This window comes from Seramator thermalis (assembly GCF_004138125.1).
GTDB lineage: Bacteria > Bacteroidota > Bacteroidia > Bacteroidales > Dysgonomonadaceae > Seramator > Seramator thermalis.
The window spans coordinates 345,989-368,508 of record NZ_RXHS01000002.1; the positions used below are offsets into that span (position 1 = coordinate 345,989).

16 protein-coding genes and 1 riboswitch are annotated in these 22,520 nt (G+C 43.4%); of the genes, 9 read left to right on the top strand and 7 right to left on the bottom strand.

The features are described 5' to 3' along the window. Positions 1-177: 177 nt before the first annotated feature. Positions 178-1,254: a YncE family protein gene (locus EJN84_RS03625; RefSeq protein WP_129594148.1), complete on the bottom strand. Its 1,077-nt coding sequence runs from the start codon at positions 1,252-1,254 to the stop codon at positions 178-180. Positions 1,255-1,273: 19 nt separating this feature from the next. Further along, positions 1,274-3,295, bottom strand: coding sequence for a TonB-dependent receptor plug domain-containing protein (locus EJN84_RS03630; protein WP_129594149.1), 2,022 nt, complete (start codon positions 3,293-3,295; stop codon positions 1,274-1,276). Between the two features lie 101 nt (positions 3,296-3,396). After that, positions 3,397-3,633, bottom strand: a riboswitch (cobalamin riboswitch). A gap of 505 nt (positions 3,634-4,138) precedes the next feature. On the opposite strand from EJN84_RS03630, the gene EJN84_RS03635 reads away from it, so the two are divergent. Beyond that, positions 4,139-4,381 (top strand): uroporphyrinogen decarboxylase, encoded by a 243-nt coding sequence (locus tag EJN84_RS03635; RefSeq protein ID WP_129594150.1) that lies wholly within the window; start codon positions 4,139-4,141, stop codon positions 4,379-4,381. A gap of 78 nt (positions 4,382-4,459) precedes the next feature. Here the strand turns inward: EJN84_RS03635 and EJN84_RS03640 are convergent, their stop codons facing one another. Next, on the bottom strand, positions 4,460-6,784 hold the full coding sequence (locus EJN84_RS03640; RefSeq protein ID WP_129594151.1) for a glycoside hydrolase family 20 protein: 2,325 nt from the start codon (positions 6,782-6,784) through the stop codon (positions 4,460-4,462). 39 nt (positions 6,785-6,823) lie between these two features. Continuing rightward, the gene (locus EJN84_RS03645) at positions 6,824-7,573 is read right to left on the bottom strand and encodes a copper homeostasis protein CutC (RefSeq protein ID WP_129594152.1); all 750 of its coding nucleotides are present in this window, start codon (positions 7,571-7,573) and stop codon (positions 6,824-6,826) included. 285 nt (positions 7,574-7,858) lie between these two features. Between EJN84_RS03645 and EJN84_RS03650 the strand changes: the two genes are divergently transcribed. The 7 genes from EJN84_RS03650 (at position 7,859) to EJN84_RS03680 (ending at position 16,557) form a co-directional block, all read left to right on the top strand. Then, the gene (locus EJN84_RS03650) at positions 7,859-9,850 is read left to right on the top strand and encodes a urocanate hydratase (protein WP_129594153.1); all 1,992 of its coding nucleotides are present in this window, start codon (positions 7,859-7,861) and stop codon (positions 9,848-9,850) included. Positions 9,851-10,024: 174 nt separating this feature from the next. Next, positions 10,025-10,924: a glutamate formimidoyltransferase gene (ftcD, locus tag EJN84_RS03655; RefSeq protein ID WP_129594154.1), complete on the top strand. Its 900-nt coding sequence runs from the start codon at positions 10,025-10,027 to the stop codon at positions 10,922-10,924. Positions 10,925-10,960: 36 nt separating this feature from the next. Continuing rightward, complete coding sequence (gene pnuC, locus EJN84_RS03660) at positions 10,961-11,569, top strand: nicotinamide riboside transporter PnuC (RefSeq protein ID WP_129594155.1); 609 nt, start codon at positions 10,961-10,963, stop codon at positions 11,567-11,569. Continuing rightward, entirely contained in the window at positions 11,566-12,810 is a 1,245-nt protein-coding gene (gene hutI / locus EJN84_RS03665; protein WP_129594156.1) for an imidazolonepropionase, read from the top strand. Before pnuC ends, hutI begins: the two co-directional genes overlap by 4 nt. 56 nt (positions 12,811-12,866) lie before the next feature. After that, a complete protein-coding gene (locus tag EJN84_RS03670; protein WP_129594157.1) occupies positions 12,867-13,505 on the top strand; it encodes a cyclodeaminase/cyclohydrolase family protein in 639 nt (212 codons plus the stop codon). Positions 13,506-13,566: 61 nt separating this feature from the next. Beyond that, positions 13,567-15,066, top strand: a complete 1,500-nt coding sequence (gene hutH / locus EJN84_RS03675) for a histidine ammonia-lyase (RefSeq protein ID WP_129594158.1) — start codon at positions 13,567-13,569, stop codon at positions 15,064-15,066. A gap of 87 nt (positions 15,067-15,153) precedes the next feature. Continuing rightward, positions 15,154-16,557, top strand: a complete 1,404-nt coding sequence (locus tag EJN84_RS03680) for an MFS transporter (protein ID WP_129594159.1) — start codon at positions 15,154-15,156, stop codon at positions 16,555-16,557. A 96-nt stretch (positions 16,558-16,653) separates the two neighbouring features. On the opposite strand, the gene EJN84_RS03685 is transcribed toward EJN84_RS03680, so the two are convergent. Together EJN84_RS03685 and EJN84_RS03690 are read right to left on the bottom strand one after the other, a co-directional pair. After that, on the bottom strand, positions 16,654-17,523 hold the full coding sequence (locus EJN84_RS03685; RefSeq protein WP_129594160.1) for a hypothetical protein: 870 nt from the start codon (positions 17,521-17,523) through the stop codon (positions 16,654-16,656). 27 nt (positions 17,524-17,550) lie between these two features. Further along, positions 17,551-18,150: an RNA polymerase sigma factor gene (locus EJN84_RS03690; RefSeq protein WP_238943916.1), complete on the bottom strand. Its 600-nt coding sequence runs from the start codon at positions 18,148-18,150 to the stop codon at positions 17,551-17,553. Positions 18,151-18,448: 298 nt separating this feature from the next. Between EJN84_RS03690 and clpB the strand changes: the two genes are divergently transcribed. Then, positions 18,449-21,037: an ATP-dependent chaperone ClpB gene (gene clpB / locus EJN84_RS03695; RefSeq protein ID WP_129594161.1), complete on the top strand. Its 2,589-nt coding sequence runs from the start codon at positions 18,449-18,451 to the stop codon at positions 21,035-21,037. A gap of 123 nt (positions 21,038-21,160) precedes the next feature. On the opposite strand, the gene trkA is transcribed toward clpB, so the two are convergent. Continuing rightward, a complete protein-coding gene (gene trkA / locus EJN84_RS03700; RefSeq protein ID WP_129594162.1) occupies positions 21,161-22,498 on the bottom strand; it encodes a Trk system potassium transporter TrkA in 1,338 nt (445 codons plus the stop codon). Positions 22,499-22,520: the final 22 nt, after the last annotated feature.

Sequence of the window (22,520 nt, forward strand, 5' to 3'; positions counted from 1 at the left end):
GATTCGATGTTTTTTCAAGGTGGTGAGAGTGGCATCGGGTAAAAATAAACTTGTTGGTAAAAACGAAAGGCACTTCCGCTTTTTTAGCGGTTGTGCCTTTCTTCCCAAAATAAATAACTAAAAGTAGAGATGCAGAGAGATTAAGAGTTTTTCCTGCACTTTTATTGTTTATCCAATTTAATTGAGGAAAATCACTTTGTTGGGACCCAATCCAACACCTGACAGTTCGAAATTGAGTTTCCCGGTTTTATCGAAGCAAAATACATTTCCAAAAGTAAAATAGTCGGAAGTCGTTACATACACTTCTCCGCTGTATGCGTCGGCCGATATTTTATATCCGTTGGAAATTGAGATTCCATCCGTTACGAAATTTTCTGTCACAACTTTTTCGGTACTGCAGTCGAATACTTTTATTGTGCTTGGGTTTCCCCATTCGTTGTATAGAATGTATGCCTTGTCGTTGACGATGGTAAATTCCGAGACCTGCACATTATTGATGGCGGTTACCTCGTAATTGGGGCTGATTTTTTTGAATGCAGGTGCGATATCCACATAATTTCCACGTGTTGTTACATAAACATCCCCTTCGCTGTCGGCGAAAACCTGATAAGGATTTGTACCCACTTCAATTGTTTTTTCCACCGTGAAGTTCTGCCGGCCAATGATTGAGACGGTGGTGTCATAATTTCCCGTACCATAATCGAGTCCGCCGGAATTTGCGACATAGATTTTGTTGTTTTTGATGCAGATTCCTTCGGGATCGCGACCTACCTTCACCGACCCATCTATAGCGAGTGTAGCAGTATCGATGCGGGTAACCGTATCGTCGAAGGAGGTTACGTACACCTTTCCTCCATAAGCGGCTGCATAGCGTGGTTGTTTTGATTCACCTGTGGATGTTTTCATATCGATGTTTTTGATTGATACACCCGATTTGGCATCCAACACTTCAATCGAACCGGATACGTTGACCACGATATATATTTTCGAGCCATATTTCAGTATATCATTGGCCGTATCGCCCAACCCCCGACCGTTGACGGTATTGAAAAAATCTTTATCGATATTTTTGGTCGATAAATCATAATAAGCCAGTGTGCTGTTGTTGCCATTGAAACTCCCTTCGCAAAGAATCATTAGCTTATTGGTTTGCGAGGGTGGAACTTCGGTAGGATCAACGATTTTGTCGGTGTCGTCGCAAGCAGTAAAAAATGCTGCCAAAAACATGAGCAGTAAATACAGATTTTTTCTCATTTCAAAATAATTTTATGGTTTAAAAATAAATAGATAGTGTTCCTCTGAAAGAGCGTCCCGGCATCGGAAAATAGCGGACGATCTCGTAATTTTTATTGCTGATATTGAGTGCTTCTACGCTCAGTCGCATGTTACCTAATCGGGTTTTCTTTTCTTTCGAAATCGAAATGCTGTGATCGGTATATCCCGATACTTCATTCTGCTTGACATTTTGTGCCCCGGCATACTGAATTCCCGACCACAACAACGAGTAGGACAAATCGAGCAGAGTCGTTTGCAGTGTGGCGTGCGCCCCACCTGAATGACGAGGCGTATAAGGAAGTTGATTTTTGTAGGCCGACGATTTGGGATCTGTCATGTTCAATGCTTTTTGATAGGTAAAATTGCTGCCGGCAAGCAATCCGATTTTTTCGGAAAAACGAATGATTGTTTCCAGTGAAAGATCAATGCCCGATATTTCTACTTTTCCGTAATTCATCATCGACCATTCGAACACATTTTTCACCGGATAAGCCACGATTTTGTTTTTTACGTTATTGCGAAAACCATCTGCCGTGAATGTCAGTAGCGGAACGATAGTTCCGAAGGAAGTACTGTATGTTGCACCCAGATTAAACTGATCGGTATCTTCCGGTTTCAATGTTCGTTTGCCGATAGCCGTGTAATACAAGTCGTTGAAAGTCGGCATTCGAAAAATGTTTTTGTAGAACGCGCGCAAACGCAAATCGTGATTCTCAAACGGTTTCACAGAAACGCTAATGTACGGTGACCATCGGTTCTGGTTGTTGGCAGGATCTCCGACTTTCACTGATTCGAACGTTTGGGTGAAAAGGAGGCTTGAAGTGGCAAGGATGCGATCGGAAACGTATTTTGCGGCAACCACACTTTGCCAGGTCAGGCGAGTAGGGTAGGCAAAGTTATAGAAATTAGCATCGAGCGTTTGTCGGGTAAGATCGGAAGACGCCGAAAAGGAAAGATGTTGGAAGGCTTTAAACAATGCAGCCAATGATCCATACTGTTCTTTTTGTGTGTATTTGTTTTCCAATTTACCTTCCGATCCCAGGTAAGTCGGGTCGAGATAATGCACATAACCCCGATTATATTTGGCGTTGGCTTGAATGCTCCATAGCTGCGAAAGCGTGTTCTCGTAATGTGCCTGCACGAAAAAAGTGTTCTCGTCGAGTCTCTGTTTCGAAAAACCATCAGTGTTGTAGAAGATGGTTGCACCCGGAAGCCCACGATCCGATCGATAATAGTAGAGTCGGATGTCGGCAGACGATTTTTCTGATATTTTCCCGAAGAGTGCACCTTCGAGACGGAGATTTTGTACGTCCGTATTTTTTCTTTCTTCCCACGAAGTACTGTCTCCTTTGGCATTTCCGTATCGGAGGAGATACGGATATTTGCCGTTTGCCGAAAGCCATTCGCCGTTGACTGTGGCCGCTAACCGATTTGAGAACTGTTTAGCGAGGTAGAATGAAGGATTGAATAATCCGAACGAGCCGCCTTTAATAGATGCTTTACCCGAAAATTGCCTGTTATTTTCGAAGGAAGGCAAAGTCGTGCGAATATCGAGAGCAGAGGCTGAGGCAAATAAGCGTGCCGGCATAAAGATCTGATCGTTTTGTCCCAAGCTGAGGGTAAGCGCTTCAACATTATCGAGCGAAAATTTGCCGATGTCGATTTGGCCGGTCTGTGCATCGGACAAAGGAATTCCGTTATAACTCACCGACGTGTGAGCCGCTCCCAAACTGCGCACCGATACGGTTTTCAAACCACCTATTCCCCCGTAGTCCTTTACATTGACTCCCGAAAAAAATTTGACGGCATCGGACACCTGCAACACGTTCAGATTCTGAAGGGTTTGTTTGGTTAGGATTTGCAAGGGAGCCGACGAACGAATTTCGCGATCGTCATATTTTTCCGTAATCACCACTTCCGGCAGTTGGTGAAGGCTGTCGGCCACGTTCTGTGCCGCAAGATTTGTACCAGCCCAGAGCATAGAAATGCCCACAATAGATACTGCTTTGTAAAATTTCATCTGTACCGAATTTTTTATTTCGGTAAAGCATACTGAAAATGAGGCGCGTAAATAAAAAAAGTTCGCGAGTCGTTTTCAAGCTTTATTCCCCGAAAGCTATACAACTTGATGAAATTGTGGCAGGTCTTCTGACTTGCTCCCGTGATTTGAACGCCTTCCCAATCATTTGATATCGCCTAAGGCGAAATATAAAGCCGATTAGTGGCAAAGAGTAATGTTCAACACGTAAGCGGAGCTTACAGCAGCGGGTCTGTTCAGGATTTTCACCTGATTCCCTTTTCATTACACATTTCGAAGATGAATTTGAAATGTGTAACACCAACAATTCGGAGGCAAAGATAGAAAATATTTTTTAAAATTGCCGGTCAGATTCATTGCAAAAATAATTCTTCGGTTTTTTCTCCGATATTTTCAAAACAAGATAGGAGTTTGTGGTAATGAAGAAAGAACTAGTTTCCGCAGAATGTTAAAGAACCTTTCGTCGCTATCATGAAAGAGCAAAAAAAATGATTTGGATTTCATTCGAACCAAGTACGACGGAAGTACGACGCAAATACGACGGAAACCCCTCACGAAGAAGAAGGAGGAAATAGTCAAAAATATGGCTTAAAAGTGTAAATTTATATTAACTATTATTGATTCTACTTTTGTGGATACGCGAAATCGGAATTACGATGAACGCCATAGTTTTTTTGTCATGTCCTAAACGTGTTCGATTAATTGCTGCTTATGGGAAGTGCAAAAATGTTTGTTGAAGTAACATCCGATATTTTTATGCTAAAAACTAATGGCAATATTTTTGAAAAGGTGCTAACTTGCAGGCAAATTTAATCCATTATCGAAATGAATATTCAATTTTGGTGCGATGTAACGGGCTATCTTGCCATGACATTACTGGTAATTTCCTTTTTGCCGAAGAAGTTAACAGCAGTAAGAATGATAAACTTGGTGGCTTGTCTGTTCTTTGTCGTTTATGGCATACTGCTCGGGTGGGCGTGGCCGATTATTATTTCCAATACGGCAGTCTGTCTGGTGCAGGCATATCATTTGCTCGTTAACAGGTTGAAAATGAGGAAATATGAATAAAGTTAATCAACCGGGGAAAAAAGAAAGCCGCCAAGCGCTTGGCAGCTTTCCCGAATTTATTTACGTATTTCTATTGGTTCAATTCAAAACAATTTCGTCCACGAATATATAAGCACGATTTCCCTTGCCGGGATGCCAATCAGGCATAACAGATGGTTGAACAGTAACTCTGAAATATCGGGCTGTAACGGGGTCGAACTGCATAGTGTGAGTTACGATTTCGCTATAGTTGTCCGAATGGCTATCGTTATATTTTTCGGATTTCACAGGGGTAAAGTTGGTGCCGTCATTCGATGATTCGATCCTAATTCCGGAAGCATCAAAAATCCAGTCGCCGGTTACGACGTTTGTTCTGATTTGTGCTTTCGAAATGGAAGTCGGATGAAGCAAATCGATTACGGCAATTAAATCGTTTTTCTGGAAGCCAAGCCATTTTCCGGTGCGATAATTTTCGTTGCCAAATAATCCATCCACCAGCATAGATGCACCGGTGAACGAATAATTGTTTGCAGGTGTCGTAAGCAATTGAATCGGCTTGAAAGTTGAAGTGTTCACTACAATTTTTTCCTGAAGCATTTTACTGTTTATACTTCCCGAGCGAACGGCAATTGCCTTGAGTTCGGTATTATTCTTAATCGAGATTTTGCCGGTATATTTTGTTGATGCCGTTGTAGGATTCGATCCGTCGAGTGTATAGTAGATGTCGGCATGATCGATGGTTGAAAGTGTTACGTCGAGCGTATTGGTATCGAAATTCGGTACCATTTTGGCCTGAATATCAAATACATGTGTTGCGTAGTTGTATCCCAACTTGTCGTAAAGGGCGAGCAATTGCGGAAGCCTTTTCAAAAACGAATCGAAATTCTTTTTTTCGGGCTGCATCCACTGTACTTCACTCAAAGCAGCCATGCGCGGCAACACCATATATTCTACATGTTCGGGCGTTGCAATGTATTCTGTCCACAAGTTTGCCTGCGCCCCAAGAATATGTTTTTGCTGTTCGGGTGTCAGTTCTGACGGAACGGGTTCGAAGCTGTAAACCTTTTCAACGGGCACATAGCCACCGATAGCAAAAGGTTCGTTTTGGGTGTCCTGAGTCTGATAATAATCAAAATAGCAATACGAATTGGGAGCCATGATCACGTCATGATTCAATTTGGCAGCTTCCAATCCGCCTTCCATTCCACGCCACGACATGACGGTGGCGTTAGGAGCCAACTCGCCTTCGAGGATTTCGTCCCAACCGATGATGTTTCTTCCGTGATTGTTCAGAAATTTTTCGATGCGTGCGGTTACATAACTTTGCAGATAAAATTCTTTTTTGTGTTTGCCGTCTTTCAATCCCAATTCTTTGATGCGTCGTTGACAATCCGGACATTTTTCCCACCGAACTTTCGGACATTCGTCGCCTCCGATGTGGATATATTCTGAAGGAAATAAATCCATAACCTCTGTGAGAACATTTTCCAGAAAAACAAATGTAGTGTCTTTGCCAGGGCAGAGTACATCGGGAAAAATACCCCATGTAGTCGCTACTTCATACGGGCCGCCGGTGCACCCCAACTCGGGATAAGCTGCCAATGCAGCCAACATGTGACCGGGAAGATCGATTTCGGGAATGACCGTAATGTGTCGATCGGCAGCATAGTTTACGATTTCCTTAATTTGATCCTGTGTGTAAAATCCCGAATGTTCTTTGCCGTCGTATTTCCCGGTATTTTTGCCGATGACGGTTTGCTTGCGAACAGAGCCGATTTGTGTGAGTTTGGGATATTTTTTTATTTCGATTCGCCAACCCTGATCGTCGGTCAGATGCCAATGAAACCGGTTGATGTTATGCAAAGCGAGGATATCGATATAGGTTTTAACGAAATCCACCGGCATGAAATGGCGCGCTACATCAAGCATCATTCCCCGATAAGCGAAGCGGGGTTGGTCGCTGATGGTCACGGCAGGGTACAGAACGGTAATATTCTCGCCGATAGGAGTGGCTTTGCGAAGCGTTTGAATGCCATAGAAAACGCCGGCTTCACTTGCCCCTTTGATGGTGATTTCCTTGTCGTTGACAGTAATTTGATAGGCTTCGGGATTCTTGTTTTCAAGCCCAAGAGACAAAATGACAGCATTTTTTGCAGTGTTGCTCGTAACTTCGGGTTTAATTCCAACGGATGTTTGAAGGTATTTGGACAGAAACTCGGCGTTTTTCTTCATCTTGTCGTTTCCATTAGGAAATACGATTTTGGTAGAAGACGATAATACAAAAGGCTTTTCTGCAGTTACCGTAATTTCCGAAGGAAGCGGAATTACTTCATAATTGGCTTGTTTCGATTCTTTTTTTGCATTGCAGGAGAAAAAAAATCCTGTTGCAAAAATCGTTAAAGTTAAAAGATTGATCTTGTTCATGTATCGGATATTATTAAAATGAATAGAAAAAATGAGACACTAATCAGAAAGAACAGCAAGTGCTTGTGATACACGATGGGCATCGGTAATATCTTGTCGATACTCATCAATTGTAATGTTGGTTCCCCCCATCGAAACCCAAGGATTTCGATAGATCATTTTGCTGGAAACTTTGTTGCGTAAGGAAAGATGAAACTCCTGAGCTCCGGTTTCCAAAGCAATTTTTCGAATATTATTCTCGTTGATGCCGCAGCCGGGCATGATGATAATACGATTGTTTGCCTGTTTGATTAATTTTTTGATAAGAGGGATGCCTTGTTCGGCAGTAGGTTGTTGACCTGAAGTCAATATTCTGCTGCATCCGAGAGCGATGATGTTTTCCAAACTCTCAAAAGGATCGCGACACATGTCGAACGCTCTGTGAAATGTTACACTCATTTCTCCGGCTGCATCGATCAATTTTTTGTTGAGCTCCATATCCACATCGCCTTGAGGTGTGAGACAACCAATTACGATGCCATCCACGCCCGACTTTCTGCACAATTCGATATCTTTCAGCATGATTTCCCGGTCGATTTCGCCGTAAAGAAAATCGCCACTTCGCGGACGGATAATTACATGCAGTTTGGTTTCGTGAAGTTTTTCGCGTGCCGTCAGGATAGAACCATACGATGGTGTTGTTCCACCTTCGGGAATAGCCGCACACAGTTCTACACGGAAAGCGCCTCCGCGCTGTGCTTCGATGCAACTTTCTACAGAGTTGGCGCAAATTTCGAGTTTGTAGTTCATCCTAAAATGATGCTTCTCTATTTTTGGCAGTTATTGCACAAAGATAGTCAAACCTTATTGTTTCGCCAAAAATTGACGTATGAGAATAATTTTCTCCGTTTAACATTTTGTTCAAAAACATTTCCATACATTTGTCATCGATGTGTTTTCGATTGGATTTTTAACTCTATATCGCATTATTGGTTTACAAAATGTTATTTGTGAAGAAATTCCGTAAAAACACTCGAATTTGAATGTGTTTTTCCACAAACATATACCGAATGCCTCTAAATAGTACTTCGAACAATGAAAATAACCTTATCATCCCAGTTGCCGCCTTATCCCGAATTTAAGGATGGCATTCGTCGCGCGCCGGATCGCGGTTTTCGCCTGACGCCCTCACAAACCGAAATTGCATTGAAAAACGCTTTGCGTTACATTCCCACCGAATTTCACCGACAGTTGGCTCCCGAATTTCTCGACGAGTTAAAAACGCGTGGCCGCATCTATGGGTATCGCTATCGTCCCGAAGGGGATCTGAAAGCCAAACCCATCGACGAATACAAGGGGAAATGCGTCGAAGGAAAAGCTTTTCAGGTGATGATCGACAATAACCTCTGCTTCGATATTGCGCTTTATCCCTACGAGCTGGTTACCTACGGCGAAACCGGTCAAGTTTGTCAAAACTGGATGCAATACCGCCTCATCAAAGCTTATCTCGAAGAACTGACGCAAGACCAAACACTCGTCGTCGAAAGCGGACATCCGCTCGGTTTGTTCAAATCGAAACCCGACGCGCCACGTGTAATTATCACCAACTCGATGATGGTCGGGCAGTTCGACAATCAAAACGATTGGGAAATAGCCGCTCAAATGGGTGTGGCAAATTATGGTCAGATGACTGCCGGCGGCTGGATGTACATTGGCCCGCAAGGCATTGTGCATGGCACTTTCAACACACTGCTCAATGCCGGTCGCATGAAATTGGGCATTCCACCCGATGGCGACTTGCGTGGACATCTGTTCGTCTCGTCGGGATTGGGCGGAATGAGCGGAGCGCAACCGAAAGCAGCCGATATAGCCGGTGCCGCATCCATCATTGCCGAAGTGGATTTATCGCGCATTCAAACGCGCTATTCGCAAGGGTGGGTACACCGGATAACCGATGGCAAAGAAGAAGCTTTTCGGCTCGCACAAGCGGCCATGATGCGCAAAGAACCTCTTTCGATTGCCTATCACGGCAACATTGTAGATTTGTTGGAATATGCCGAAAGCAACCATATCCATATCGAGTTGCTTAGCGATCAGACTTCGTGCCACGAAGTGTATACCGGTGGTTATTGTCCGGCAGGCATCACTTACGAAGAACGTACGCGTCTGTTGAAAGAAGACCGACAGCATTTCCGCGAATTGGTAGATGCTTCGTTGCGTCGTCATTACGAAGTCATAAAAAAACTTGTTGCGCGTGGCACATATTTTTTCGATTACGGTAATTCGTTCATGAAAGCGATTTACGATAGTGGGGTGAAAGAAATTTCGAAAAACGGAATCGACGACAAGGATGGATTCATCTTTCCTTCGTATGTGGAAGACATCATGGGTCCGCAACTCTTCGATTATGGTTACGGACCTTTTCGATGGGTTTGTCTGAGCGGGAAACATGAAGATCTGATCAAAACCGATCGTGCAGCTATGGACTGCATCGATCCCAACAGACGCAGTCAGGATAAGGATAACTGGATTTGGATCCGCGATGCCGAAAAAAACCGGCTTGTGGTGGGTACTCAAGCGCGTATTCTCTATCAGGACGGGCCGGGTCGTTTGAAAATAGCACTGAAATTCAACGAAATGGTTCGACATGGAGAAATAGGTCCCGTGATGATTGGACGCGACCATCACGACGTGAGCGGCGCCGATTCTCCTTTCCGCGAAACGGCAAACATCAAAGACGGGAGTAATGTGATGGCCGATATGGCCGTGCAATGTTTCGCCGGAAACTGTGCTCGCGGCATGAGCCTCGTAACGTTGCACAACGGTGGCGGCGTAGGCATTGGCAAAGCCATCAATGGAGGCTTCGGCATGGTATGCGACGGCAGCGAACGTGCGGATGAAATCCTTCGCTCTGCGATGCTTTGGGACGTGATGGGCGGCGTGGCGCGTCGGTCGTGGGCACGAAACCCGAATGCAATGGGTGTCGTATCGGAATTCAACCGGTCGCATGCCGATGAATATCATATCACTGAGCCTTATTTGGTGGACGAAAAATTGCTTGCCGAAGTGCTCTCTCAATCTCGTTGAAAGCAATTTCAAAGATATCTTTCATTTATAATGGAAAAACATCTATTTTTGCGATTGACAAAAGATTGTCCATCCTTGATGTAAGTATTTTGATCGATGAATTGCAATGAATAACTTTTATCGGAGTTACAACTAAAAATTCAACGAAGACCTCTTAAATTTCTATAATCTGTTATGAACAAAATCATCGAATGCGTTCCTAATTTCAGTGAGGGACGCGATAGACAAAAAATCGAAGCGATTGTCGATTCGTTTCGAGGGAAACACAACGTGAAGTTGCTCGATTACAGTAACGATGAAGATCACAATCGGCTGGTAGTTACTGTGGTTGGCGAACCCGAAGAAGTGAAAGATGCAGTAATTGAAGCGGTGGGTAAAGCCGTCGAGCTGATTGATATGACCAAACATCAGGGTCAACATCCACGAATGGGTGCAGTGGACGTTGTTCCGTTTATTCCCATACGCAACGTTACGCAGGACGAAGCCGTAACTCTTTCGAAAGAAGTCGCACACATAGTTGCCGAGCTATATCACTTGCCCGTTTTTTTGTATGAAAAATCGGCGTCGGCGCCACATCGCGAAAACCTGGCAGCTATCCGCAAGGGTGAGTTCGAAGGCATGGCAGAGAAGATCAAACAAGATGAATGGAAGCCCGATTTTGGTCCATCGGAAAGGCATCCAACGGCCGGTGTTGTAGCCATTGGCGCACGTATGCCACTGGTTGCCTATAATGTGAATTTGGGAACTTCCAATTTGGAAATAGCAAATTCGATTGCCAAAAAAGTTCGCCACATCGGTGGAGGATTACGTTATTGCAAGGCAATGGGAGTTGCGCTCGAAGATCGGGGCATTACTCAGGTCTCGATGAACTTGACTGATTACACTAAAACAGCCATTTATCGGGCACATGAGTTAGTGCGCATCGAAGCCAATCGTTATGGAGTGCCGATCGTTGGAGCAGAAGTCGTCGGATTGGTGCCGATGGAAGCGCTCGTGGACACGGCGGCATATTATCTCGGCCTCGAAAACTTCAGCATGAATCAGGTGCTTGAAACCCGCATCATGGAAGAATGAATTATGCCGAAAGGCATTGAAAATTAATAATTGCAGATGAATTGGATTGAAATGTTTGCCGCCCTGCTGGGCATTATCAGCGTCTGGTATGCGCGAAAGGAAAATATTCTCGTTTTTCCTTTCGGAATTGCCAATGTCTTAATTTACATCTATATTTGTTTCACGGCGCGATTGTATGCCAATGCCGGTATCAATGCAGTTTATCTCATTTCGAACATCTACGGCTGGTACATGTGGGCTCGCAAGGACGAAAACAATGAGTCGCTCCAAATTACGCGAAACACATCTAAACAAAATGTTTGGTCGTGGGTATCGGTCGTAGTTGTATATGTGGCTGCATTTTTCGTTCTGCGCGAAGCAAACAAAACCGATCCCGATTATCTGCACTCCTATCTTCCTTACATCGATTCGTTCAATACTTCCTTTTTTCTGGTAGCAACCATTTTGATGGCTGTCAAGAAAGCCGAAAACTGGGTGTTTTGGATTATCGGCGACCTGGTTTCCATCCCGATATTCATTTCGCAAGGACTTTACTTTACGGGTATCCAATACACGGTTTTCCTCGTCTTGGCCATTTTGGGATGGATAGAGTGGAAGAAGAAAGTGGAGTTTTCCGACATCAAATCCGAAAAATTGATCGAATGAACAACCTTATCATAAAAGACGCATCGCAGGTGGTAACTTGCAGCGGATTTGCCGGAAAGCGGGGCGAGGAAATGTCTGACTTGCACATCATCGAAAACGGTACCGTCGTTGTTACCGATGGAAGGATTACGCACGTTTTGAGACAGAGTGAACCTATCCCTGTAAATGAAAGCGAATATCAAATCATTCATGCCGAAGGCAAAGCAGTACTGCCCGGTTTTGTGGATTCACACACACACTTCGTATTTGGCGGCTATCGCGAAGAAGAATTTTCGTGGCGCATGCGCGGCGACAGTTACATGGAAATCATGCAGCGAGGTGGCGGCATCATCAATACGACAAAAGCGACTCGCGCCGCTTCGGAAGAAGAGCTTTTCGATTTGGGAATGCAAAGACTCGATGCCATGATGAAACTCGGAATCACCACGGTGGAAGGGAAAAGCGGCTATGGGCTCGACAGAGAAACGGAACTTAAACAACTTCGCGTGATGCGTCGTTTGCAGCAGACTCATCCGATGGATATTGTCGCCACTTATCTTGGTGCACACGCCGTTCCTCCCGAATGGAAAGGCAAAGAAGACGATTTCATCGATTTCCAAATTCTCGAAATGTTGCCGCATGTTGCCAAAGAAAAATTGGCCGAATGTGCGGATGTTTTCTGCGAAAAGAATGTTTTTACGGTCGAACAATCGCGACGATATCTGAACGCTGCCAAAGAACAGGGATTTCGGTTGAAAATACATGCCGACGAAATGACTTCGTTAGGTGGCGCCGAATTAGCAGCCGAACTTCGTTGCCTTTCGGCTGATCATCTTCTGCAAGTATCGGATCACGGAATTCGTGCATTGGTTGATGCCGGCGTTGTTGCTACATTGCTTCCACTGACAGCGTTTTCGCTTCGCGAGCCTTATGCACGTGCCCGCACTATGATCGATGCAGGGTGCATCGTTGCATTGGCTACCGATTTCAATCCGGGAAGTTCTTTCTCGGCCTCCGTTCCGCTTCTTTTTGCGCTCGCGTGCATTTACATGCAACTTTCGCCTGAAGAAGCAGTCACGGCCTTCACCATCAACGGTGCTGCTGCAATTGGTCGTGCCAATTGGATTGGGAGCATCGATGTCGGGAAACAAGGCGATCTGATTCTATTACAATTTCCTTCCTACAAATTTTTACCTTATCATGTGGGTATGAATATTGTGGATACCGTGATTAAACAAGGGAAACAAATAGTGAAAAACTAAAAACAAATAGTGAAAAATAAAAAATCCATTTTCACTTTTCACTTATAAATAACAGTATGAATTTACAGGACTTAACCCTTAAACAATTTCTCGAAAAAACCGCCAATAATGAACCTGTTCCCGGCGGAGGAAGCATATCGGCGCTTCATGGTGCTGTAGCAGCGGCATTGACCGAAATGCTTGCAAACATTACTATCGGAAAGAAAAACTATTCAGCCGTCGAAGAAACAATGAAACTCAACGCCACAAAAGCGTCGGCTCTTCGAACCGAATTTTTGACCGATATCGATCGGGATGCTGAAGCCTACAACCTTGTTTTTCAAGCTTTCAGGTTGCCAAAAGACACCGACGAGCAAAAGGTGCTTCGCAGTGAAAAAATTCAGGAGGCCACAAAAGTAGCGGCAATGGTGCCGATGGAAGTTGCAGAGCGCGCATTTGAATTGCTCGATCTGATCGGCGAAACTACTCGAAAAGGCAATAAAAATGCCATAACTGATGGTTGTGTAGCCATGATGACTTGCCGAACGGCCGTGTTGGGCGCTTTGCTCAACGTTCGAATAAATCTTGCTTCCATCAAAGATGAACGTTTTGTGAAAGAGCTTTCCGAAAAATGCAATCGCATCGAAAAAGAAACACTTCGTAAGGAACAAGAGTTGATGGAATTTGTGAGAGGAGAAGTGAGAAGTGAGAAATGAGAAATAAGAAGTGAGAAAATCACCGGAAAGGCTGATAACAATTTCAATATACGGAAATTCTATGAAAAATATTTATTATATCGGCAAGGAAGATTTGTCGTTCGAAGCATTGGAATGGATTTTGAACGAAAACATCAAAGTAGAGCTTTCGTCCGAAGCAAAAGAGCGAATTCAAAAATGTCGCGATTACCTTGATCGGAAGATGGAAAATCAGACCGAACCTATTTACGGCATCACAACCGGATTTGGTTCATTGTGCGATCGAACAATTTCGAACACCGATCTGAGTACATTACAGGAAAATTTGGTGAAATCGCACGCTTGCAGCGTGGGAGAAGAAGTGAAACCGGTCATCGTCAAGTTAATGTTTTTGCTTAAAGCCCATGCCTTGTCACTCGGATATAGCGGCGTGCAGGTGGAGACCGTGCAGCGCATGCTCGATTTGTTCAACAACGACATCCTGCCTGTCGTTTACGACAAAGGTTCGCTTGGAGCATCCGGTGATTTGGCGCCATTGGCAAACCTCTTTCTGCCCCTGATCGGCGTTGGCGACGTATATTACAAAGGCCAAAAACGGGATATCGGCAGCGTACTCGACGAATTTGGATGGGAACCTATCAAATTGAAAAGCAAAGAAGGATTGGCATTGCTCAATGGCACTCAGTTTATGTCGGCTCATGGCGTGTACGCTATTATGAAAGCTCAACGGCTATCGAAACGTGCCGACCTTATTGCTGCTATTTCGCTCGATGCTTACGACGGCCATTTGGAACCTTTTGATGAACGATTACATCTGATCCGCCCGCACACCGGACAGATAGAAACCGGTCAGAATATCCGCAAATTTTTGGAAGGGAGCGAACTTATTTCGCGCGAAAAAAAACATGTGCAAGATCCCTATTCGTTTCGATGCATTCCTCAAGTGCATGGTGCGGCCAAAGATGCAATCGCTTATGTTAAATCGGTAGTGCTCACAGAGATTAATTCCGTTACCGACAATCCAACCATTTTTCCTGACGATGATTGCATCATTTCGGGTGGGAACTTTCACGGCGAGCCTCTCGCCATTGTTTACGACTATCTGGCTATTGCACTTGCCGAACTCGGCAATATTTCGGAACGAAGGACAGCACAATTGATTTTGGGACAACGCGGATTGCCCGAATTTTTGGTTGCCAATCCCGGATTAAATTCCGGCTTCATGATCCCGCAATATGTGGCGGCATCGGTTGTCAGTCAGAACAAGATGTATTGCTATGCCGCCAGCAGCGATTCCATCGTTTCGTCTAACGGGCAGGAAGATCATGTGAGTATGGGAGCCACTTCGGCCATTAAACTGAACAAAATCATGGACAATCTCGATATCATTCTCTCCATCGAATTGATGAATGCCGCTCAAGCAATGGAATTTCGTCGTCCGCTTCGTTCATCACCCCTTATCGAAAAAGTGATAAAAGACTATCGCAAGGAAGTTCCGTTTGTGGACGAAGATATCGTCATGTATAAAGAAATCCGCAAAACAGTATCATTCCTCAATCGCTTGCAGGTGGATGCGTTGTAATTAATGTTTGTCAATTAACTCATAATTCGTCATTATTTGTACCTTTGCGCGAATCATTCTAAAAATAAATCAAAAACAGTATAAAAAATGGTAGAACAGATTAGAAAGACACTTCGGGATTCAGCGGCGGCACGTTGGTCGGCACTTTTTATTGTCTCGTTTACGATGATGTGCGGATATTTTTTAACCGACATCATGGCTCCACTGGCCGGATTACTCGAAGGACAGCTTGGCTGGTCGCGTGCCGAGTATGGCACTTTCACCAGCTCTTATGGGTGGTTTAATGTATTTCTGTTGATGCTAATCTTCGGTGGAATCATCCTCGACAAGTTAGGGGTGCGCATCACGGGAGTGGGAGCGGCGGCAGTGATGGTGTTGGGCGCTGCAATAAAATATTGGGCTGTTTCCAACGTTGCTCTGAGGGGGCAGATGCTTTTCGGACTTGACGCACAGGTATTCTGGGCAAGTATTGGTTTTGCCACCTTTGCTGTGGGTGTTGAGGTTGCCGGTATTACCGTCTCAAAAATTATTGTGAAATGGTTCAAAGGGAAAGAATTGGCTACGGCTATGGGATTACAGGTCGCTGTGGCCAGAATAGGTACTGCGTTGGCACTGGGTTTCTCCGTACCGATTGCCAAAGCTATGGGAGTTATTGATGTTTCTCGTCCATTATTGGTTGCACTGATTGGACTCTGCATCGGTTTGATTGCTTTCTTTATGTATGTGGTCATGGATAAAAAGCTCGATGCTTCCGAAGCTTTTGAAGCCGTAGAGACAGTAAATCCGGAAGATGAATTCAAAATATCGGATATCGGCAAGATTTTAAAAAACAGAGGCTGGTGGTATATTGCTATTTTGTGCGTGCTGTTTTACTCTGCCGTATTTCCCTTTCTGAAATATGCGACCGATCTGATGGTAAATAAATTTGGTGTTGAAGAAGATGTGGCCGGTTTGATTCCCATGTTGTTGCCGTTTGGAAATATTCTGCTCACTCCTCTTTTCGGCGGCATTTATGACAAAAAAGGGAAAGGGGCAACCATTATGATCATCGGTGCCAGTCTGTTGATCATCGTCCATGCATTGTTTTCTATACGCGGACTGGATAGTTGGATCTTCGCTATGGTGCTCGTCGTATTCCTCGGGATTGCTTTTTCTTTGGTTCCTTCGGCCATGTGGCCCTCCGTACCCAAGATTATACCCGAAAAACGACTGGGTACGGCTTACTCGTTAATCTTTTGGGTTCAAAATTGGGGATTGATGGGCGTTCCTGCTTTAATCGGGTGGGTGCTCGACAAATATTGCATCACGGGACAAACCGTACGCGACGGACTGACAGTAAATACTTATGATTATACACTTCCGATGCTTATCTTTACCAGTTTCGGGGTACTGGCTCTTTTATTTGCCTTTCTACTTAAAGCAGAAGACAAACGAAAAGGGTATGGTCTGGAAATGCCTAATATTGTCGCCGATGAAATAGCCGAAAAATAAAGATTGTCTTCGATTTCAAAATTGTACACAAACAAAACGACCATCTTTCTTCAGGATGGTCGTTTTGTTTGTTGGAAGTGGCTATGAATGTGAAAATTACAAATTGATTTGTAACGTCACTCTCCGATTGGTTTTCGACCATATTGGCGATCCAAGAAGCAACCTTTTTATTTCAGTAGCCATTTCCGGACAATTGTTTTCTGTAATAGCGATGTTGCCCGGATGACCGGTGGGACTGACATAAAAATTTACCACAAACGAAATTGTTTGTCCCTCACACAAGCTTCTATCATAATTTCGCTTGAAATAGGAAATAAATTCATTTTCTCCAAACGTAGAAGATGTATGGGTTATTTGAGTTTTGTTTGCTTGAGACTCCGAAGGATTTTTCGACTCAATCGTTTGATTTACAGTAGTATCAGGTGTTTTTTCTTGCAATTCCGGAGATTTGGCGATATTGGATTCCTCACTCTCTTCAGAAGTTAAAGTTGGAGGGATAAAGATAGCTTTTTTTTGATCAGATTTCTCCGGAATCGATAAAGGAGACGATTTTTCTTCCTTGTAAGGCAACGAATCACTTTGCGAAGTGGATTCTTCATTCACAAAATGATCGGTATGTAAAGCCGAATCTCTTGAAACAGGTATGTTTTCGTTAATCGACAAATTCTGATTCGAATGCTTTTGACCGGCATTTTCGATAGTTTGGCGAATCGTTTTCCACAAAAAAGGCGAAGCAGCAAGCAAAGCCGCGATCAAAACAACAATCCAAATCCATGGGCCGGGTTTGCTCGGTTTTTTTTCTTTTTTCCCTCCTATTTGTTCTTCAAGTTTACGAATTGCCGAAAGATGATTTCCTTCGACGGAATCAAATCCGTCAATAGCATCGCGAAGAAAAGGGTCATTCATCGATCGACGTTCCAATTGATTAGCCTCTTCACCTTCGCGATTCGATATGTAATCTTTCAACTCCAACGCTATAACTTTTTCTGTAATTTATTGTTGTTCAAAATGCTCTTTTTCAGCTTTTTTCAATTCTTTGGCAATACATCTTTCCAGATTGCGTCTTCCTGTAAATATGTAGCTTTTCACTTTTGAGAGTGTATTTCCTGTCGTCGCAACAATCTCAGCATACGACCTATGATCATTGTAAAAATATTCAAGACATTTTCGTTGGTTTTCATTCAACTTTTTCAAACAAACAGCCAGCGCTTTTTCTTCCTCTGACGACAGGTTGTCATCGAAAAAAGTAAATTCCTTTTCAAAATTCACCTTATCATCCACTAATTCTACAAACCGACGACTGTTGCTTTTACGCATCTCGTGCAGACAATGATTTTTAGCAAAAGTATAGAGCCAATCATGAAAATTTTTGATGATATAGAGTGAATGATTTGTGCTCACTTCTCCGTAAATTTCCATTACTGCATTTTTTGCTTCTTCGGTATTCTTTAAATATTTGAGGCATAACCCATAAAGCAACGGAATGTATCTTTTGTATAGTTCATCAAAATATATTTTTTTGTCTTCTGTTTGGAATCGTTCCAACAGTTGATCGTTTGTAAGTTGTTGTATGTGAGTTTTATTGTTTTCCACTTTCGCCATCATTCAAAAATATCCTCAATCGGCAAATATATAAATTTTAGAATGTATATCTCCTTTTTTTGATCAATTTATATTGATTTAAAGTAATTTATTCTTACGATTTACGATTTTCCTTTCTTTTTAATTTGTAAGAGAAAGCTGTCAAAAAGTCATATTTATTTGTTTGGCAAACATTTTGAGAACAATAGGATGTAAGAAGCAAGTAATTCGAATTGGCTTTTAGTCTATTTGGAGCATGAAAATCTCGATTCTTACTTATCTATAAATTTGCTAATAAATCGATTAAAATATGAACTTCAATAATTTTACTATCAAAGCACAGGAAGCCGTTCAAAAAGCCATCGATTTGGCTCAGGCAAACGGACAACAAATGATCGAACCCGGTCATGTGCTCAAAGGTGTGATGCTGGTTGGCGAAAATGTTACGAATTATCTATTCCAAAAATTAGAGGTTAACATTCGCTTACTTGAATCCGGATTAGACAAACAAATTGAAAGTTATCCGCGAGTTTCGGGCGGCGATCCGATGTTGAGTCGCGAGACCAATTCCGTGTTCCAAAAAGCTAACGATTCCGCCTCCAAGATGGGAGATCAGTACGTTTCGCTCGAGCATCTGTTATTGGCGCTTGTAAGCGAAAAAAGTGCCACCTCAGACTTGATGAAAGCGCAAGGAATATCGCAAAACGAGTTAGAAAAGGCTATTAAGGAACTGCGAAAAGGAGAAAAAGTAACCAGTCAGTCCGCCGAGGACACCTATCAGGCATTGAGCAAATACGCCATTAATCTGACGGACAGAGCTCGTAACGGCAAACTCGATCCTGTGATCGGTCGTGACGAAGAAATACGCCGCGTACTACAAATTTTGAGTCGTCGTACGAAAAACAATCCTATTCTTATTGGTGAACCCGGAACCGGTAAAACGGCTATCGCCGAAGGTTTGGCTCATCGTATCGTTCGAGGCGATGTGCCCGAAAACCTGAAAAGCAAACAAATATTCTCGCTCGACATGGGGGCATTGATTGCCGGCGCCAAATACAAAGGCGAGTTTGAAGAACGATTGAAATCGGTTGTAAATGAAGTCATTAAATCCGATGGCGAAATTATTCTCTTCATCGACGAGATTCACACGTTGGTGGGTGCCGGCAAAAGCGAAGGCGCTATGGATGCTGCCAACATCCTGAAACCTGCATTGGCACGGGGCGAACTTCGAGCTATCGGTGCGACGACACTCGACGAATATCAGAAATATTTCGAAAAGGATAAGGCGCTCGAACGTCGTTTCCAAAGCGTGATGGTGGACGAACCAAGTGAAGCCGATTCTATCTCTATTCTTCGAGGATTGAAAGAGAAATACGAAAATCATCACAAGGTACGTATCAAAGACGAAGCCATTATTGCCGCCGTGCAATTGTCGCATCGCTATATCACCGATCGCTTCTTGCCCGACAAGGCCATCGACCTGATGGATGAAGCTGCCGCCAAACTGCGTATGGAGGTGGATTCCGTTCCCGAGGAACTGGATGAAATCATGCGAAAAATCAAACAACTCGAAATTGAGCGCGAAGCCATTCGTCGCGAAAACGATGTACAAAAAGAGCAGCAGCTCACCAAGCAAATCGAAGATTTGAAAGCCGAAGAAGCGGAATATAAAGCTAAATGGCAAGCCGAAAAGGAATTAATCAACAAAATACAGCAGGCAAAAATAGAAATCGAGGATGCCAAGTTCCAAGCCGAAAGAGCCGAACGCGAAGGCGATTACGGGAAAGTTGCAGAACTCCGATATGGAAAAATTCGTGATTTGGAAAAACAAATCGAAATGCTTCAACAAGAGTTGCACGAGCGTCAGGGCGGACGAGCCATGATTAAGGAAGAAGTCGATGCCGAAGATATTGCAGATGTGGTTTCACGATGGACAGGAATCCCGGTCAGCAAAATGATGCAGAGCGAACGCGAAAAACTGCTTCATTTGGAAGATGAACTTCACAAACGTGTGGTTGGTCAGGATGAAGCTATTACGGCCGTAGCCGATGCCATCAGACGCAATCGTGCAGGATTGAGCGATCCAAAGCGACCCATCGGTTCGTTTATCTTCCTTGGTACAACCGGCGTAGGAAAGACCGAATTAGCCAAAGCTTTGGCCGATTATCTGTTCGACGACGAAAACATGATGACGCGCATCGATATGAGCGAATATCAGGAAAAATTCAGTGCGACACGATTGATCGGTGCACCTCCCGGATACGTCGGCTACGATGAAGGTGGTCAATTGACCGAAGCCATTCGACGTAAACCTTATTCGGTTGTGTTATTCGACGAAATAGAAAAAGCACATCCCGACGTGTTCAATATCCTGTTGCAAGTACTCGATGACGGGCGTCTAACGGACAATAAGGGAAGAGTAGTGAACTTTAAGAACACCATTATCATCATGACTTCGAACCTCGGTTCGAATCTGATTCGGGAAAATTTCGAAAAGATCACGCCAAAAAATAGGGAAGAGATCATCGAAGACACCAAAAATCAGGTGATGGGTATGTTGAAAACAACTATTCGTCCCGAATTTTTGAACAGAATTGACGATATCATTGTATTTGCTCCGTTGAAAGAAGAAGAGATCGAACAAATTGTTCGTTTACAGCTTGACGGAGTAAGCAAAATGCTTGCAGAAAATGGCATCACATTAACCTACACCGAAGAGGCGGTTAAAAGTATAGCTCAGTCGGGATATGATCCCGAATTCGGTGCTCGTCCCGTTAAACGTGTTATTCAACGTAAGGTGCTTAACAAATTGTCGAAAGATATACTTGCCGGAACGGTGGACAAATCGAAGCCGATTATTATCGATGCCATTGATGATGCGGTATTCTTTAAAAATTAAAAACAATTTGTTGAAGGTTATTCACACTGATACGAATAGGAGGAAAAATGATAAGTTCCTCCTATTTTTTTTATATTCTTTTGTGCGAGTGCAACATTTCTAAAAAAACTGTATTACAATATTTTAATTGAATAAGGTTTCGATATTTTTTATTGATTTCGACAGAAAAAATACTACTACCTGGTCGTAGGGTTCTATTTGAGTCTCGCCGTCAATAAGGATGGGCTCTCCGTTTCTTATCAGCGCTCCAAAAGTCATATCGGGCGGGAGATTGAGGTTTTTGATCAGTTTTTTGGTAACTTTCGAATTAGGCTTGGCCGTGATTTCGCCCACATTTGCATTTGCAAAAGTCAAACATTTGATATTCGAAACATCCGCTTTGAGGAGCAGTTCATATATCTTGCTGGCAGCAATCATTTTTTTATTAATCACCGAACCAATATCGAATCGTTCGGCCATATTAATGTAATCGAGATTTTCTACTTCGGCAATGGTTTTCTTCACGCCATATTGTTTAGCTACCAAACATGCCAGAATGTTAGCCTCGGAGTTGCCTGTCAGGGCAATGAAAGCATCCGACTCCGTAATTCCTTCGTTTTGAAGTAAGTCGGCATCGCGCCCATCACCAAGCAATATGGTAACATTTGAGGGTACTTTTTCGAGCAGCATTTCTGCACGTTCCCTGTTTTGTTCTATGATTTTGATTTTCATATTTTGAGGGAGATATTGCACTGTGCGCATGCTAATGCGGCTTCCCCCCATGATGAAAACATTTTTGGTTTCGAATGATTTTTTTCCGAGCATGGGAGGCATTTCGTCCAAATACTTGCGCAAAGTAGTGAAATACAATATATCGCCCGGGATTATTTGGTCGGCTCCTTTAGGAATAATGGTTTGGGTGTTGCGTTTAATGGCAACGATGTGAAATTTTTTGTTATCCTGAATTAGTTCATATAGATATTTATTGGCTATTGGCGCATTTTCTCTTATTTTGGCTCCGGTCAGAATAACCGATCCATTCGATAGCTCCCACCATACGCGCGTCCAAGGAGTTTTAAGTGCCTGCACAATTTCTTTTGCTGCCATCATTTCGGGATAAATCATCGAATTGATACCCAGACGTTCGAAGAATTCGATATTTTTTGGCAGTAAATATTCGAAATTGTCAATTCTGGCAAGAGTTTTCTTTGCTCCAAGGTTGGAGGCCAGCATGCAAGCCGTGATATTTCGTGATTCTTCGGGTGTAACACCAATAAAAAGATCGGCATCTTTAATGCCCGCAGCATTCAGGTCGTTCAATGATGTACATTTGCCTACAACAGGCATCAGTTCGACATTATCCTTTATTTTATTGAGTCGATCTCTGTTTTCGTCCATCAACGTAATATCGTGATTTTCTTGCCCGAGTAAACGTGCTAAGTGCGTTCCAACTTCACCTGCACCGGCTATAACAATTTTCATTTGTGAAGATAAATTAAAAAAA

Bases quoted from the DNA above. Each gene is read 5' to 3' on its own strand.
- EJN84_RS03625 (WP_129594148.1), bottom strand. From the start codon at position 1,254: ATGAGAAAAAATCTGTATTTACTGCTCATGTTTTTGGCAGCATTTTTT.
- EJN84_RS03630 (WP_129594149.1), bottom strand. From the start codon at position 3,295: ATGAAATTTTACAAAGCAGTATCTATTGTGGGCATTTCTATGCTCTGG.
- EJN84_RS03635 (WP_129594150.1), top strand. From the start codon at position 4,139: ATGAATATTCAATTTTGGTGCGATGTAACGGGCTATCTTGCCATGACA.
- EJN84_RS03640 (WP_129594151.1), bottom strand. From the start codon at position 6,784: ATGAACAAGATCAATCTTTTAACTTTAACGATTTTTGCAACAGGATTT.
- EJN84_RS03645 (WP_129594152.1), bottom strand. From the start codon at position 7,573: ATGAACTACAAACTCGAAATTTGCGCCAACTCTGTAGAAAGTTGCATC.
- EJN84_RS03650 (WP_129594153.1), top strand. From the start codon at position 7,859: ATGAAAATAACCTTATCATCCCAGTTGCCGCCTTATCCCGAATTTAAG.
- ftcD (WP_129594154.1), top strand. From the start codon at position 10,025: ATGAACAAAATCATCGAATGCGTTCCTAATTTCAGTGAGGGACGCGAT.
- pnuC (WP_129594155.1), top strand. From the start codon at position 10,961: ATGAATTGGATTGAAATGTTTGCCGCCCTGCTGGGCATTATCAGCGTC.
- hutI (WP_129594156.1), top strand. From the start codon at position 11,566: ATGAACAACCTTATCATAAAAGACGCATCGCAGGTGGTAACTTGCAGC.
- EJN84_RS03670 (WP_129594157.1), top strand. From the start codon at position 12,867: ATGAATTTACAGGACTTAACCCTTAAACAATTTCTCGAAAAAACCGCC.
- hutH (WP_129594158.1), top strand. From the start codon at position 13,567: ATGAAAAATATTTATTATATCGGCAAGGAAGATTTGTCGTTCGAAGCA.
- EJN84_RS03680 (WP_129594159.1), top strand. From the start codon at position 15,154: ATGGTAGAACAGATTAGAAAGACACTTCGGGATTCAGCGGCGGCACGT.
- clpB (WP_129594161.1), top strand. From the start codon at position 18,449: ATGAACTTCAATAATTTTACTATCAAAGCACAGGAAGCCGTTCAAAAA.
- trkA (WP_129594162.1), bottom strand. From the start codon at position 22,498: ATGAAAATTGTTATAGCCGGTGCAGGTGAAGTTGGAACGCACTTAGCA.